Origin of the sequence: Pseudomonas sp. B7, from assembly GCF_016735645.1 — a bacterium.
Lineage (GTDB): Bacteria > Pseudomonadota > Gammaproteobacteria > Pseudomonadales > Pseudomonadaceae > Aquipseudomonas > Aquipseudomonas glycinae.
The window spans coordinates 199,974-214,444 of the sequence record NZ_JAERRE010000006.1; the positions used below are offsets into that span (position 1 = coordinate 199,974).

General features: G+C 59.0%; 12 protein-coding genes. All 12 read right to left on the reverse strand.

The annotated features are described in order from the left end of the window. Window positions 1-7 precede the first annotated feature (7 nt). The 12 genes from JKA62_RS15660 to JKA62_RS15715 all read right to left on the reverse strand — a co-directional run bounded on the left by JKA62_RS15660 (window position 8) and on the right by JKA62_RS15715 (window position 14,346). Window positions 8-2,320 (reverse strand): GumC family protein, encoded by a 2,313-nt coding sequence (locus JKA62_RS15660; protein WP_201818535.1) that lies wholly within the window; start codon window positions 2,318-2,320, stop codon window positions 8-10. 2 nt (window positions 2,321-2,322) lie between these two features. Then, complete coding sequence (locus JKA62_RS15665) at window positions 2,323-2,856, reverse strand: polysaccharide biosynthesis/export family protein (protein WP_011334226.1); 534 nt, start codon at window positions 2,854-2,856, stop codon at window positions 2,323-2,325. A 12-nt stretch (window positions 2,857-2,868) separates the two neighbouring features. Further along, window positions 2,869-4,029 carry an outer membrane beta-barrel protein gene (locus JKA62_RS15670; protein ID WP_011334225.1) on the reverse strand — a complete coding sequence of 387 codons (1,161 nt, stop codon included), beginning with the start codon at window positions 4,027-4,029 and terminating at the stop codon, window positions 2,869-2,871. Window positions 4,030-4,066: 37 nt separating this feature from the next. Then, window positions 4,067-4,603 carry a transcription/translation regulatory transformer protein RfaH gene (gene rfaH / locus JKA62_RS15675; RefSeq protein ID WP_011334224.1) on the reverse strand — a complete coding sequence of 179 codons (537 nt, stop codon included), beginning with the start codon at window positions 4,601-4,603 and terminating at the stop codon, window positions 4,067-4,069. Window positions 4,604-5,194: 591 nt separating this feature from the next. Next, window positions 5,195-5,650, reverse strand: coding sequence for a tryptophan-rich sensory protein TspO (gene tspO, locus JKA62_RS15680; RefSeq protein ID WP_041475555.1), 456 nt, complete (start codon window positions 5,648-5,650; stop codon window positions 5,195-5,197). 58 nt (window positions 5,651-5,708) lie between these two features. Then, on the reverse strand, window positions 5,709-8,654 hold the full coding sequence (locus JKA62_RS15685) for a PAS domain-containing hybrid sensor histidine kinase/response regulator (protein WP_201818536.1): 2,946 nt from the start codon (window positions 8,652-8,654) through the stop codon (window positions 5,709-5,711). Between the two features lie 162 nt (window positions 8,655-8,816). Further along, window positions 8,817-10,355, reverse strand: a complete 1,539-nt coding sequence (locus JKA62_RS15690; RefSeq protein WP_201818537.1) for a cryptochrome/photolyase family protein — start codon at window positions 10,353-10,355, stop codon at window positions 8,817-8,819. A 25-nt stretch (window positions 10,356-10,380) separates the two neighbouring features. Next, entirely contained in the window at window positions 10,381-10,923 is a 543-nt protein-coding gene (locus tag JKA62_RS15695) for a DUF3833 domain-containing protein (protein ID WP_201818539.1), read from the reverse strand. 376 nt (window positions 10,924-11,299) lie between these two features. Beyond that, window positions 11,300-11,461 carry a hypothetical protein gene (locus JKA62_RS15700; protein WP_165369533.1) on the reverse strand — a complete coding sequence of 54 codons (162 nt, stop codon included), beginning with the start codon at window positions 11,459-11,461 and terminating at the stop codon, window positions 11,300-11,302. Window positions 11,462-11,562: 101 nt separating this feature from the next. Continuing rightward, the gene (locus JKA62_RS15705; protein WP_201818540.1) at window positions 11,563-12,564 is read right to left on the reverse strand and encodes an NAD(P)H-quinone oxidoreductase; all 1,002 of its coding nucleotides are present in this window, start codon (window positions 12,562-12,564) and stop codon (window positions 11,563-11,565) included. After that, on the reverse strand, window positions 12,561-12,899 hold the full coding sequence (locus JKA62_RS15710; RefSeq protein ID WP_197867780.1) for a carboxymuconolactone decarboxylase family protein: 339 nt from the start codon (window positions 12,897-12,899) through the stop codon (window positions 12,561-12,563). Before JKA62_RS15710 ends, JKA62_RS15705 begins: the two co-directional genes overlap by 4 nt. Window positions 12,900-12,909: 10 nt before the next feature. Continuing rightward, window positions 12,910-14,346 carry an NAD-dependent succinate-semialdehyde dehydrogenase gene (locus JKA62_RS15715; RefSeq protein ID WP_201818541.1) on the reverse strand — a complete coding sequence of 479 codons (1,437 nt, stop codon included), beginning with the start codon at window positions 14,344-14,346 and terminating at the stop codon, window positions 12,910-12,912. Window positions 14,347-14,471 lie beyond the last annotated feature (125 nt).

Consider the following 14,471-nt stretch of genomic DNA (forward strand, 5'->3'; position numbering starts at 1 on the left):
CCGATGGTTACCTGGGCGCGAAATCGTAGTTATAGAACGCCCGGGAATGGTGGTAGCCGTACTTGCGCGCCTTGCGCAGGTCGACCTGGTTGAGCACCGTGCCAAAGACCGGCACATGGCTTTGTTGCAACATGGCAATCCCTCGCTGAACCTGGCTGATCGAGGTGCTGTCAGCCTTGACGACATAGATCACCGCATCGGAATGTCTGGCCAGCAACAGCGCGTCACTGATCATCTCCGCAGGGGGAGAGTCGATAATGATGTGGCGATAGCGTGATCTGAGCGCCTCGAGCATGCGCGCCATGCGGGGCGAGCTGAGCAAGTCCTGTGGCGGTGGCTGGACCGGGTTGAGCGGATCGCCAGGGGATGGCAGGCGCGGTGCAACGAACATATCCAGTGACGGCGGCAAGACCTTCCCGGCCGGCAGCATGTCCAGATTGCCCACTGAAACAATGCAGTCTTCAAGCCTGGCCGTGCCGGCAATGACATTCGCCAGTCCCGGGCTGTCCGGTGGGAAATCGAAGTTCAGCGACAGGGTTGGCTGACGCATGTCGGCATCGATCAGCAGCACGCGCTCCAGCGGCGTCAGTGAACTGGCCAGATTGGTGGCGATGGTGCTTTTACCCTCGCCGGCAACTGTGGAGGTCATGAGCACCACTTGTGAGGGCTTTTCGCTGCTTTGCAGCATCAGCCAGGTACGCAGGTTGCGAATGGTCTCGGAAAAACGCGGGTTGTCGTTGTCTTCGAAAAGGCGCGCCAGTTGCCGGCGACTTTTTTTCACCACCAACGGCACGACGCTGAGCAGTGGAACATTCAACACGCTCTCGACCGTCTCATCGGTTTTGAAGGTATTGCTCAGACTCTCGAAGAGCAGTGCCAGCCCGACGCCGATGACCGCAGCGATCAGCCCGATGATCCCGACAATCAATGTCTTGCGGGGCTTGCTGGCGTCGACAGGCACAATGGCCGGGTCGACGATGCGCACTTTCGTCGAGTCCATGTCGGCGGTGGCCGTGGTTTCTTTCAGGCGGGTGACGAAGGTTTCATACAGTGCGCGCGTGCTGTCGACTTCACGCTGGAACTCGCGCAACTGGAACTCTTTGCGCGCGATGTCCTGGATTTGCGCCTTGTTGCTGTTGAAGGATTGACGCAGCGACGCTTCGCTCGCCGTGGCGAGCTGGTATTGCCGCTCGATACCGGCCACCACTTGCTGCACCTGCAATTGCAGGCTGGTGGTGGCGGTGCGCAACTCGGTTTGTGCGGAAATCAGGCTGGGGTGCTTTGGACCATAGCGGCCCGCCAGTTCATCAACCTTGGCCTGAGCCACAGCGCGATCGGCCTGGAATTTCTGCACCAGGGGATTGCTCAAGACCGCAGGCACGCTGGAGAGCCGGCTCAGATCGCCGTTGCCCAGGGCCTTGGCCTGGCGGTACTCGCTCTCGGCTTCAGCACGGTTGCGCCGGGCGTCGACCATGCGATTACCGGTCATTTCCAGTTCGTTGGCGCTGATGGTGGCAACACCGCCAACATCCACCAGACCTTGTTCTTCGCGGTAACCCTGAAGCTTTTTCTCGGCCGCACGCAGGTTGTCGCGCAGCTTGATCAGACGCGTGTTCATCCAGGCTGTGGTGGTTTGCGACGATTTCTCGCTGGTATCGAGCTGGCTGTCGGTGAAGCCCTGAGCCAGCGCGTTGGCCGCCGCCGCTGCCAGAACAGGGTCTGGCAGTTCGACTTCGATTTCGAGCAACTGGCTTTTGCCAACGAACTTGACGCTGGTGTGCAGCATGAGGTTCTGCGTGACCTGATTGAAGACGTCCGCTTCCGTGAGCTGCTCTTTCTTTTGCGGCAAATATCGACCGAGTCCCGGGATCCATTGATCAAGGTCCAGGTTGGCCAGCCATTGGCGCGGAGCAAACCAGGGTTGGGGCTGCTGGCGTGGATCGGTGACCGGGTGGGTCGTCAGGCCGAGTTTTTTCACCGCGCGTTCGGCAAGGTCCCGCGATTGCAGGAGCGCCTGCTGAGTCTGCAAGTAATCTGTGGCGTTGCCGCCTGAGTCCTTGACTTGCTGGAACGACATCAGCGGAGGTGTTTTGTCGTTGAACAGCAGGGTGGTGCTGCCAATGTATTGCGGCGTGATATTGGAGACCACCACGGCCGCCAATACGCAACTCAGCAGAACCAGCCAGCCGATGCGCCACTTGGCGCGCCAGATAATCCTCCACAGATTGAGCAGATCCAGGGTGTCCTTGTCGTCGCCGTGCTGCGGATGCAGATGCGCTTGAAGAGGACGTTCGACGTAGTTGCTGGGGCTGTTGTCCATGATCAGAAAAAGCCTTGTGCAATGGAAATGGTATCGCCGGGGGCAATCGTGGTGCTGCGCGTGACGTTATCGGTCACGGTCGCGCCACCATCACCGCGCAAGATGGTCACTCGCTTCATCGAGGCGCGCTCGGTCAGGCCGCCGCCCAGTGCAATGGCTTTTTCCAGTGTCAGTCCGGGCACGAACGGGTAGCTGCCGGGCTTTTTCACTTCGCCGTTGATGTAGAACGAGCGGTATTCGATCTGGCTGAGACTGACTTTCGGGTCGATCAGATAACCCTGCTTGAGCCCGTCGACGATGATTTTCTCGACCTGGCCGGGGGTCAGTCCTTTCGCGGAAATCTCTCCCAGAAACGGATAGGAGAAGGTGCCTGCATCGCTGAGTCGGATCTTTTTGATGCTCAACTCCGGTTCACCGAAAACGATGATTCGCAACACGTCGCCGGCGGCGAGTTTGTATTGCGTGGCAGGATCTGCCGCATGGACGTGAGGCAAGAGAAACAACGCGAACAAAAGGACAAGTGTGCGAGCGTTCATGTCGAGACCCTCTTAAAGGCTGACGTTGAAGCTGATCTGGAACACGTTGCGGGTGAAGCTTTCATTGTCGGCATCGGAATCGTTGTCGCGATATCGATAACCCAGTTCGATATCCAGCCAACGGCGCATGGCGTACACCACTGCCAGGTTGTAGTCCTGAAGATTGTCGGTACGGCTTTGGCCTTCGTAGACATAACGCCCGTAACCGGCTTGCGCCACTGTCGTAATCCGTTCGGTCCAGCCGTGGCGCCATCCCACCTGGGTGAACGTTGACTTCACGGCATCAGCGCCGTCATCGCCCTCGGCGAGGGCCTGGCGCGCGACGAAGGTGAACGTCGAATAGGTTCGCGGTTTCCATTGCAAATCCACTTGCCAGGTCGGGTTGTCTAGGTCTTTGGATTCGCTGTTGTCGAAGTTCTTTTTTTCGTAACCGATACGGACCTTGCCCGTCGTGCGTGCCGTGAAATCCCATACGGCACCGGCCATGACAGCATCGGATTTACTGCTGCGCGGGCTGTTGGCTTGCTGGTAATCAAAATCGGTGTGGTTATATTCCACCAGCCCTCGGGTATTACTGCCGATGCGGTGATACCAGGTGCTGGTGAGGGCCGTGGTATTGCGTTCCTTGTCGTCGTTGATGCCATCGGCGTTGTCGTAGCGAAGTTCTGCGTAACTGGCCCCGAGATCGATCTGATTGTCAGCGCTTTTCGCACCGAAGGTGTAGAGACCACCTACGCGTTTGTTATTGAGTTTGTCGTTGATGCCTTCGACCGCCGTGGATTCCGTGCGCTCCCATTTGCGGTATTCGGCATCGAGCTTCAGACGATGCCGGTCGGTGAACTCCATGATGCTGTCCGCTCGTACGCGTTGGGCCGTGTTCGAGGCATCCGACTCGTCGTGATAAATGTAGCGAGTGGGTTGCCAGATCAGCCGGGTGGCGCTGTTGCGATCCTCGGCCTTGAGCTCGAAAGAGGGTGCCAACTTGGTGACCATGGAGGACTGCTTGCTGTTTTCCAACTCGCGAAAGTTGTCGTCATAACTTTCTGAAAACAGGAAAGATGGCGTGAAGTCGAATCCGTAAACATCAATGGCTTGCGGATTGATGCTCCAGGCCATTTCCGGATAAAGACAGGCCATCATCAGTGCGACAGGGCATCGTGACTTCAAAGCCATGTTATAGCTCCTGAGCTAGGGCATATAAGGCAAGTCGTTAGTTGTAGGGGTGAAAACCAGGTTGTTGACGTTCAATCACGCTGAGTGGCAGGCAGACCGGCTGCTCACGGTTAAGAAACTGCAGGAGGATCATCACGCGGTCGGTTCCGTGTAACCCCAGGAATACGCCCTCCAATGGCGCGAGCGGACCGCTGACGATCTGCAGGTTCTCTCCGGGTTTCAGCGCTTCATCCGGCTCCGATAACGTTGATTCAAGGCAACGTGCACGCAAGTGTTCGATGACGTGCTCGGCCACTGTTGCGGGACCATGGTTGAATTCGACGAAACGACTGACCCCTCGAGTGGAGCGCAAGGGTGCCCAGTTGTCGTCGCGACTGAGTTGGATGAACAAGTACCCGGGGAAGAGGGATTCCTGCACTCGCTGTCGTTTCCCGCGAATGACGCGCTCACTGACGAGTTGAGGGTGAAAGACCACGTAGTTCTGTTGAAGCAGATTGAGGTGGGCACGCTCATCCTGACGTGGCTTGCATTGTAAAAGGTACCAATTAGGTTGGTCCGAGCTGATGACTGGCATGCTTGTAAACTCTTTGATGATCGAAAGTTTATGGCAGGCAGAAGCTCTAATGAGGGCTAAGTAATGGCAGGCAGTGAAAGTGTATTTTTATTATTGGAAGGGTGAAGTGTTTCAATCATGAATCACAAAGTGTTTCATTGATGTACGTGTTGTCGGCTTAACTTTTTACAAGGCAAAGCTACCGCACGGTCTGTTCGTCGCAGCCTTAAAGTTAGGTAACTAAGTAGTTGCCCCTGAAGCGAAAGGGCGCGAGTAAGTGATTGCTCGCGCCCTGTAAAAAAATAACCTTGGTAGTTATCGGACAGTCTTTGCGGTCTGTCAAACGTTACCAGTCAAAAAACACGCCATCCATCCAGTAATGATTTTGCCAAGATTCAAATCGTTGTTTTTTAATGGTTTTCCCTTTTGTCTGAAAGGAAGAAACTTTTTCTGTCTACTATGGTCGCGGCTTTCGTTTAGATCAGAAACTGTCCCCAATATTGGGTGCTGTTATAAAGCCTGTACTCAATAAGTCGTCCGGCGCGATAACTAATCGACCATCGGCTCGAGTGGAACAGGGGTTATGACCGGTTTTGTTATAGATGGGTCTTATCATGAGCCGTAACCCGCCCGATTATTGCGCATGATCGAGAAATTCAGCGCCACGGCGACACACAGCCAGGCCAGATAAGGAAACAGGATCAACCCGGTGATCACATCCAGGCGTAACGCCAGAACCACCATCACTGCGACGACAAGCCATAGCAGGACGAGAATGAGCATCGCCGCAACGATCCGCTGCGCACCGAAAAACACCGGCGTCCACAGCGTGTTCAGCGCAATCTGCGCCGCCCACAATGCCAGGACCATTTCGCTGCCGGGAATCATCGTCAAACGATAGCCAACCCAGGCGAGCAGCAGATAGATCGTCGTCCATGCCACCGGAAACACCCAGTTCGGTGGTGTGAATTTCGGCTTGTTGAGCTGCGCGTACCATTGGCCGGGCTGGAAAACCATGCCGGTGGTGGCCGCCGCACCGCAGGCAATCAGGAAAATCAGGAAAGTCACCATTTCTTACTCCTTGGCCGCAGCCAGTCTGCCTCGGTTACTCCGCCGCAGCGGTCGTTCATTCGGATCTTGAGCACATCAATTCACTGACCCGCGCTACCAGTGTGTCGACCGCGAAGGGCTTGGTCAGCACCTGCATGCCAGGGCCAAGTTGACCGGCGCCGATCACTGCGTTCTCCGCATATCCGGTAATGAAGAGCGTGGTCAGGTTCGGGCGGATCTCCCGGCCGGCATCCGCCAGCTGCCGGCCGTTCATGCCACCCGGCAGGCCGACATCGGTGATCAGCAGGTCGATGCGCACGTTCGATTGCAACACCTTCAGTCCGGCAACGCTGTCGCCCGCCTCAAGCAGGTTGTAGCCGAGATCGCCGAGCACATCGGTCAGCAGCGCGCGCACGGTGGGTTCATCGTCGACCACCAGAATGGTCTCGCTGGCCTTGGGCACCAGCGCCGGTGCGATGTGCTTGTCATCGTGGCTCTGCACGGGATCGCCACGGTGACGAGGCAGGTAGATGCACATCGTGGTGCCCCGGTCGACCTGCGAGTGCACGCGCACCTGGCCGCCGGATTGCTTGGCGAACCCGTAGATCATCGACAACCCCAGCCCGGTGCCCTGGCCTAGCGGTTTGGTGGTAAAGAACGGGTCGAAGGCCTTGGCGATGACATCGGCCGACATGCCGGTGCCGGTATCGGTGACGCACAGGCACACATACTCGCCCTCGGGCATGTCCAGCGCGCCGGCGGTCTCGGCGTCCATGATGCGATTGGCGGTCTCGATGGTGATGCGTCCGCCGTCGGGCATTGCATCGCGGGCGTTGATACACAGGTTGAGCAGGGCGTTTTCCAGTTGACTGGCATCGACCAGTGTCGGCCAGAGCACCGACGAGCCAATGGTTTCCAGGAGAATGCTCGGGCCCACCGTGCGCTGGATCAGTTCGGTCATGCCGGTCATCAGCGTGTTGACGTCGGTGGGCCGCGGATCGAGGGTCTGGCGTCTGGAGAAGGCCAGCAGGCGGTGGGTGAGGGCGGCGGCACGCTTGACCGCGCCTTGTGCAGTCACCATGTATTTGTCGACTTCGCTCAAGCGGCCCTGATTGATCCGTGCGCCCATCAACTCCAGCGCGCCGGAAATGCCGGCCAGCAAGTTGTTGAAATCGTGAGCGAGGCCTCCCGTCAGTTGGCCGACCGCTTCCATCTTCTGCGATTGACGCAGTTTCTCCTCTGCCTGCATCAACTCGGCGGTGCGCGATGACACCCGTTGTTCAAGGGTGTCGTTGAGCGAACGCAACGCGGCAATAGCCCGGTCGCGCTCCGCCTCGACGGTGCGGCGCTCCTCGACATCAATCAGCACGCCGGGAAAGCGCAGCGGCGTTGCGTCCTCTGCACATTCAACACGCCCGTTCGCCTCGATCCACTGGTATCTGCCGTCCTCGCGCCGTACACGGTACTGATGGGAATAAGCGCCTCCACGACTAATGGCTTCGTCGATTGCCGTGGTCAGGCTATCGCGGTCGTCGGGGTGCACGCTGGTGATCACTTGTTCGAGGCTTAGGCCTTCACGCCCCAGTGCCGGGTCGAGATTGAACACCTGGGCGAAGCCTTCGTCGATGGCAAAACGGTCGGTCAGCAGATCCCAGTGCCAGGTGCCGATAATGGCGCCGGCCGCGAGCGCCAGTTGCACGCGCTCGACGTTCTCCCGGGCGATCGCCTCACTGGCTCGCAAGCGGTCTTCTGCCGCGCGCCGCTCGGTGACGTCGTTGAACAGGATCGCGATCTGCCGGTCGGCCGGGTCACCGACCCGCACCGCGCGCACGTCGAACCAGCGCTCGAAGGTATTGGCGTAGTTCTCGAAATTCGCCGGCTCCCCGGTCTTGGCCACGTGGCCGTAGGTTTCGAACCAGAAGCGTTCCAGATTGGGCGCGAATTCGGTCACCCATTTACCGCGCAGGTTGACCCCGCACTGGCGCTCGAACGCCGGGTTGGCCTCGACGAAGTAGTAGTCGACAGGCTCGTCGTTGGCGTCGAATTTGACTTTGACGATGGCAAACGCCGACTCGATGGTTTCCAGAATGGTACTGAAACGCTCTTCACTCCGGCGCAACGCCGTTTCGGCACTGCGCGAGCGCGTCAGGTCAAGCATCGCGCCGATCATGCGTTCGGCCTGGCCGGATTGATTGCGGATCAAGTGCCCGCGATCGAGCACCTCGGCATAGGAACCGTCCTGACAGCAGAACCGATACTCCGCACTCCATGTCGTGCCGTCGCCCTCGATGGCGGCGTGGATCGATGCCTGCACCCGCGCCTGATCCTGCGGATGGATCCGCGCGAACCGCCAGTCACCGCTGGGATCAACGTTCTCCAGCGCGAAACCGTACGCCTGTTGCAACGCCTGGTTCCAGATGATCTGGTTGGTTTGCAGGTCCCAGTCCCACACCGCATCACTGGTGGCCATGACGGCCAGTCGATAGCGTTCCTTGGTTTCGATTATGGCGCGCCCGTACAGATGCTCCTGAGTACGGTCGCGGAGAATTTTCACGAAGCCCAAATGAGTCTGGTCTTCATCGTAGAGCGGCATCAGCTCGCCAGAGGCCCAGAATCGCTCGCCGTCCTTGCGCAAATGCCATCGCTCATCGTAGGCACGGCCTTCGACAAGGGCGCGCTGCATTTCCTGTTCGACCCGGCCGGCGGCGCGGTCCTCAGGTGTGAAAAAGCAGGCCGCGCTCTGGCCGCGAACCTCTTCGGCGGACCAGCCCAGCACGTTGGTTGCGCCGCAGTTCCATTCCGTGATGTATCCGCCGAGGTCAGTGACGACCATCGCGAAATCCACTGCACTCTCGAAAACCGCGCGCTGCCGCGCCTCACTACGAGCGAGCGCGGCCTGACTGGCTTGCAGTCGCGCCGTGATGTCGCGCTCATCGTCGGCTACAGTGCTCTGCAAGGCGGCGCGTAATCGCTTGACCTCGGACTCGAGCGCTTCGCGACTAAGGTGTTTGAGGGTGTCCATCTCGCCTTCTTGGTTGAATTTTTCAGGGGCCGATTCAGAGGGTCGGGCATGCCCGACAGGTGCCGTCAATATCGGGAAGCGTTGTGGCTGCTGATCCGTTGACAGGTTGCTTCGTCGTTAAGTTTCACTGATGGAGCAAGGTCGTTCGGGCGAGCACTGATTTCAAAATGATTCGCCGTTATCCAGGCGCGCCAACAGTGCCTGGCCGCGTCGCCACAGTGCGTCTTGCTTGGCCTGCGGCATGCGGTCGAGGTTCTTGTACATCATGCTCATGCGCTGATTGCCGCGCAGCAGCTCGCCGTGGCGCATCAGGAAATGCCAATACAGCGCATTGAACGGGCAGGCATTGTCCGCCGTGCTTTCGCTGACCTTGTACGCGCAACCGCGGCAGTAATCGGACATGCGATTGATGTACTGGCCGCTGGCGCAATAGGGTTTGGAACCGAGATAACCGCCATCGGCGTGCATGACCATGCCCAGCGTGTTGGGCAGCTCGACCCAATCGAAGGCGTCCATGTAGATCGCCAGATACCACTCGCAGATCTGACTCGGCGCGATACCGGCGAGCAGGGCGAAGTTGCCGGTGACCATCAGTCGCTGAATGTGATGCGCGTAGGCGTGTTGCAAGCTTTGCCCGATGGCGTGGCGCATGCAGTTCATCTGGGTGTCACCCGTCCAGTAGAACTCGGGCAATGCCCGGGTGTTGCCGAACGAGTTGCCATGCGCGTAATCCGGCATCTTCAGCCAGTACACGCCGCGCACATATTCACGCCAGCCAATCAGCTGCCTAATGAAGCCTTCGGCGGCATTGAGCGCAACGCTGCCGGCCCAGTATGCCGACTCCACATCGCTGCACAGCTGACGCAGATCCAGCAGGCCGATGTTGAGCGCTGCACTGATGCGCGCATGAAACAGGAACGGCTCGTCACTGGCCATGGCGTCCTGGTAATCGCCAAACCCCGCCAGGCCATAATCAAGAAAATACGCCCAGAGTGCCTGCGCATCGGCATGGGTGACGGGATAGTTGAAGTCATCGAGCGCGCCGTAGTGCTGGCTGAAGCGCGCCTTGACCAGTGCCAGTACATCGCGGGTGATGGCGTCGTTTTTGAAGCGTGCCGGGTAGGGCGCTTTGACGCCCTTGGGCAGGGCCTTGCGATTCTCGGCATCGAAGTTCCACGCGCCGCCCACTGGCGAGCCGTCACCATTGAGCAGCAAGCGGCTCTTGCGACGCATCTCACGGTAGAAAAACTCCATGCGCAGCTGTTTCTTGCCCTCGGCCCATGCGGCAAATTCTTCGCGACTGCACAGAAAACGCGTATCGGCGTGCCAGTGGATGGGCAAACCGCATTCGTTGATCGAGTGCTCCAGTCGCCAGTCGCCACACTCGGTGATGTGCACTTGCTCGGCCTGTAACAACGCTTGCCAGCGTTTCAGCTCACCGGGCACCGAACCGCTGTTATCGGGATCATCCAGGGTCACGTATTCAACCCGCGTACCCTGATCCCGCAACGCCTGGGCGAAATGGCGCATGGCGCTGAAGATCAGGGCAATCTTTTGTGGATGGTGGGGCACATGGCTGGCTTCTTCCATGACTTCAACCAGCAACACCGTGTCGCGCTCGGCATCGAGTGCCTGTAAGGAAGCCAGGTCGAAGGACAACTGGTCGCCCAGTACCAGACACAAGCGGCGGGTAACGTTCATTCAATGGAGCTCTGCGTTTTACGGTTCATTGGCTTGATTCGGCGCCCTGGCGACGGAAGAACAAAGTCACCTGACCGACTTCGACCCCGAACTTGGACATGCTGGTGCGGTTGATCAACGTGTCCTCGTCCATCAAGTACATCCAGTCGTCCATGCTCATTTCATAGGTCGAGTCGTCGACCGGTACGTTCAGCCGATAACGCCAGTGAAGTGTGTTGCCCGCCACCTGGCCTTGGGCAACCCCTACGACATCACCGGCGCGGCCGCTCCAGCGTCCCTGGCCCTCGGGCGTCAATGTCCATACACGGTGTTGGCGGGTGCCATCGCTGTACAGGAAGCGCTCGTCGAGAATCAGGTTGTTGCCTTCGCGGCGGCTGACAATGTTGACTTCGAAACGCTTGGTCACTTCGCCGCCGCGCTTCTGAAACATCCCCCAGGCTTTGACGGGCTGGCTGAAAAAACGCTGCAGATCGAGCGCCGGTTGTTGATCGGCATAGCGAGTGACATCCACGCTGGTGCAGCTTGCGATGCTGAGTATCAGTGTCAGTAACAGCACTAATCGAGTCATTGCTTTACTCCCTGATGGCAGAGGGGGTCGAGGGACCGCGCTGGAAATGCTTTCTTGTACGCCATGAAGCGCGCGTACAGGGTTGCGGCCGTCTAATTTCGTTTTTCCGCGCTAGGTTTGCGCGGCATGGCGGATCAGTACCCAAAATAATTGTACGAAGATGGTAATTATGTATAGGTTTTGTTCAAGATAGGCGGAAAAAAGCCACCTGACAATCAAGCGGCAATTTTTTCGCGCAAATGCGCAGAACCGACATCACAAGCTGAAGGCTTGCCTGGGTAGCGGGGAGAGGGCGCGAATAGTGTTCACTGTGGTTTGCGGTGCTGTCGCCAGCAGGCGGAAAAAGGCCCGGATTACTCCGGGCCAGTCATGCACATCAGTGCGAATCCGCCTCGCTCGCAGCCTCGGCAGCGGATCTTTCCCTGCGCCTCTGGAGCCAACTGTAGAACGCATGCACGGGATGAAGGACGGCGGTGAGTACGCCGAGCAGCAGGATGGTGAAAAGGATGATCAGCGGGATGCTTTCGTGCGAGAACATGGTGGGTTACTCCTGTAGTCACTATGTCGTAACCCGCAGACTAGACGCATCGAACCCTGTTTTCGATGAATGAATGTTCATCCTTGAACGCTTCGGGTGTGTTACGGCGAATCCTCCGGACGCATGGTCAGGATGATTTTTCCGACATTCCCTGACGACTCCATTCGCCGGTGAGCATCGGCAGCCCGCGCGAGCGCAAATGTGCTGTCCACCACCGGTTCCAGGCTCCCTGCGCCGTCGAAGCGATCGAGCCAATGCTCACGGAAGCGCTGGATCATGGCGTGCTTTTCCGGTTGGGTGCGGGATTTCATTACCGTGCCGATGATTTGCAGATGCCGATAGAGGATGTGTTCGAGCTCCACGCTTACCTGGCCGCCACCGCCCAGAATCCCGACCTGCACCAGTCGGCCACCGTGAGCAAGCGAGGCAATGTTGCGTGCGAAGTAGGGTTGGCCGATGAAGTCGATGACCACATCGACCCCTCGACCCTCGGTCTTGTCGGCAATGACTTGGGCGAAGTCCTGGGTCTTGTAGTCAATCGCGACGTCAGCCCCCAGATGTTCGACACGCGATAACTTGCTGCCCTCTGTGGTGGCATACACGGTGGCGCCGGTGGCGTAGGCCAGTTGCACGGCGGCGGAGCCGACACCGCCGGCCGCCGCATGAATCAACACCGAGTCGCCGGACTTGAGGCGAGCCAGGTGCATCATCGCTTCATGGGCGGTGACGAACACCTCCGGGATAGCCGCTGCGTGTACATAATCCAGCTGCGCGGGGATCGGCATGGCCATGCGGTAGTCGATGCGCGCCAGTTCGGCATAGGCGCCACCACCAACGACGCCCATCACTCGGTCTCCTGCGGCGTAGCCGGTCACTTCGCTGCCTGTCTCGATCACCTCGCCAGCGATCTCCAGTCCGATGATCAGCGAGTCACCGAAATTCGGATGCCCATAACCACCGGTGCGATGGGTCAGGTCGGCACGGTTCACGCCAGCGGCGTAAACCCGCACCAGAAGGTCGGTGGGGCGGACTTCGGGGTCGGGCGCATCGACGAGCTCCAGGACATCTGCGGCGCCGAATTCTCTGATGTTGATCGCTTTCATAGCGGGTTCTTCTCCGAGTCGGAAAACGTGGCATTGGCGATGGCCGATGCAGTGATGGCGCCGGGAAAGCCCACATAAAACGCCAGGTGGGTAATCGCTGCGGCAATTTCGTCCAGGCTGACGCCGTTGGTGATTGCCCGGCGCAAGTGAGCGGGCAATTCTTCTGAGTGCCCCCCGGCAATCAATGCAGCGACGGTAATCAGGCTGCGGTCGCGAAGTGACAATCCAGGATCGGCCCAGATTTGCGGATAAAGCGTTGCGTCGACGAAATCCGACAGCTTGGGTGTGAACGCCCGGGCCGCTTCGCGAGGACTGCTGAAATTGATCGTGGACATGGGAGCTCCCTTAAACCTGGCTGATGAATTTGTGGGTGAGGTAGTGCTCGATGCCTTCAACGCCGCCTTCGGAGCCGTGACCACTTTCTTTCATGCCGCCGAACGGAAGCTCGGTGGCGACGATGCGGTACTGGTTTATCCCGATCATTCCGGCTTCCAGTCCGTCGGCCACGTCGATGGCTGTTCGTGCATTGGAAGTGAACGCGTAGGCCGAAAGGCCATACGGCAATCGATTCGCTTCTTGCAGGCCGTCGGCCAGCTCGTCGAAAGGCATCAACACGGCGATGGGGCCGAAAGGTTCTTCGTGCATGATGCGGGCGTTCATGGGCACGTCTGCCAAAACGGTGGGCTGGAAGAAAAAGCCGTCTCCGGGAAGCGCCTCGCCACCGACCAAGACCCGTGCGCCTTTCTCGACGGCATCGGCTATCAATTGCTCCATCTTGACCAACTGCCTTGGGTTGGCGAGCGGTCCGACCTGAGTCTGTGGATCGAAGCCGTCGCCGATTTTCAGGGCTTTGGTGGCCGCGACAAAGTGATCGACAAACGCTTGATAGGCGCCACGCTGAACGATGAACCGGGTCGACGAGATGCACACCTGGCCGGTACCGCGAAAGCGGTTTGCGACCCCCTCTACTGCGGCTTTCTCAACATCAGCGTCGGCGAATACCAACACCGGGCCGTGGCCTCCCAGTTCCAGGGTGATGGGTTTCACGCCCTCGGCGGCGCGGGCCGACAATAGCCGTCCAATGGGCACCGAGCCGGTGAACGTCACCTTGCGGATGATCGCAGACGCAATGAGCTGGCTGGACACCTGATCCGGTACGCCGAAGACCACCTGCAGCACGCCTTTGGGCAGGCCTGCGTCGTCCAGCGCCCGTGCCAGGGCCAGCGCGGTGGAGGGACTTTCTTCTCCGGGTTTGAGAATCACGCTGCAACCCGCCGCCAGGGCCGCCGACAGTTTGCGTGCAGGCGTGATAGCCGGAAAATTCCACGGCGTGAAAGCTGCGACCGGGCCAATGGCCTGGCGTTTGACCAGTTGCAGTACACCGGGGCGGTTGGCAGGTACAACACGGCCGTCGATGCGCCGAGCGCTTTCGGCGAACCATTCGAAATACTCTGCGGCTCGCACCACTTCATCCATGCTTTCGCTCAGTGGCTTGCCTTCTTCCAGGGTCATCTGCGCTGCAATGTGCGGGGCTCGTTCCAGGATCAGATCGGCGGCGCGTTTGAGGATTTTCGCGCGCTGGTCCGGCACCGTTTGCCGCCATTGTTCGAAGCCCACTCGGGACACTTCCAGGGCGCGGTCAAGGTCGCCGGCAGTGGCGAGGGGAACACGTCCGATTTCACGCCCGGTCGCAGGGTTGACGACGGCTGCCGTAGAGCGACCTTGCGCATCGATCCATTCACCACCGATGAAAAGATAAAGCTGATCGTAGGAGTTGTTCATGGTGTGGCCTTTGGTTGGTTGTCAGGGACGGGCAAGCGCTCCGTGAAGCCAAGTCTATGGAAGGTAAGTCGCTTGATTTAGCTGGCCACGAGGGAATCATTGTTGTCCCCAGAGGTAATATCGGG

Coding starts and splice junctions, on each gene's coding strand:
- JKA62_RS15660 (WP_201818535.1), bottom strand. CDS start 2,320: ATGGACAACAGCCCCAGCAACTACGTCGAACGTCCTCTTCAAGCGCAT.
- JKA62_RS15665 (WP_011334226.1), bottom strand. CDS start 2,856: ATGAACGCTCGCACACTTGTCCTTTTGTTCGCGTTGTTTCTCTTGCCT.
- JKA62_RS15670 (WP_011334225.1), bottom strand. CDS start 4,029: ATGGCTTTGAAGTCACGATGCCCTGTCGCACTGATGATGGCCTGTCTT.
- rfaH (WP_011334224.1), bottom strand. CDS start 4,603: ATGCCAGTCATCAGCTCGGACCAACCTAATTGGTACCTTTTACAATGC.
- JKA62_RS15685 (WP_201818536.1), bottom strand. CDS start 8,654: ATGGACACCCTCAAACACCTTAGTCGCGAAGCGCTCGAGTCCGAGGTC.
- JKA62_RS15690 (WP_201818537.1), bottom strand. CDS start 10,355: ATGAACGTTACCCGCCGCTTGTGTCTGGTACTGGGCGACCAGTTGTCC.
- JKA62_RS15695 (WP_201818539.1), bottom strand. CDS start 10,923: ATGACTCGATTAGTGCTGTTACTGACACTGATACTCAGCATCGCAAGC.
- JKA62_RS15700 (WP_165369533.1), bottom strand. CDS start 11,461: ATGTTCTCGCACGAAAGCATCCCGCTGATCATCCTTTTCACCATCCTG.
- JKA62_RS15705 (WP_201818540.1), bottom strand. CDS start 12,564: ATGAAAGCGATCAACATCAGAGAATTCGGCGCCGCAGATGTCCTGGAG.
- JKA62_RS15710 (WP_197867780.1), bottom strand. CDS start 12,899: ATGTCCACGATCAATTTCAGCAGTCCTCGCGAAGCGGCCCGGGCGTTC.
- JKA62_RS15715 (WP_201818541.1), bottom strand. CDS start 14,346: ATGAACAACTCCTACGATCAGCTTTATCTTTTCATCGGTGGTGAATGG.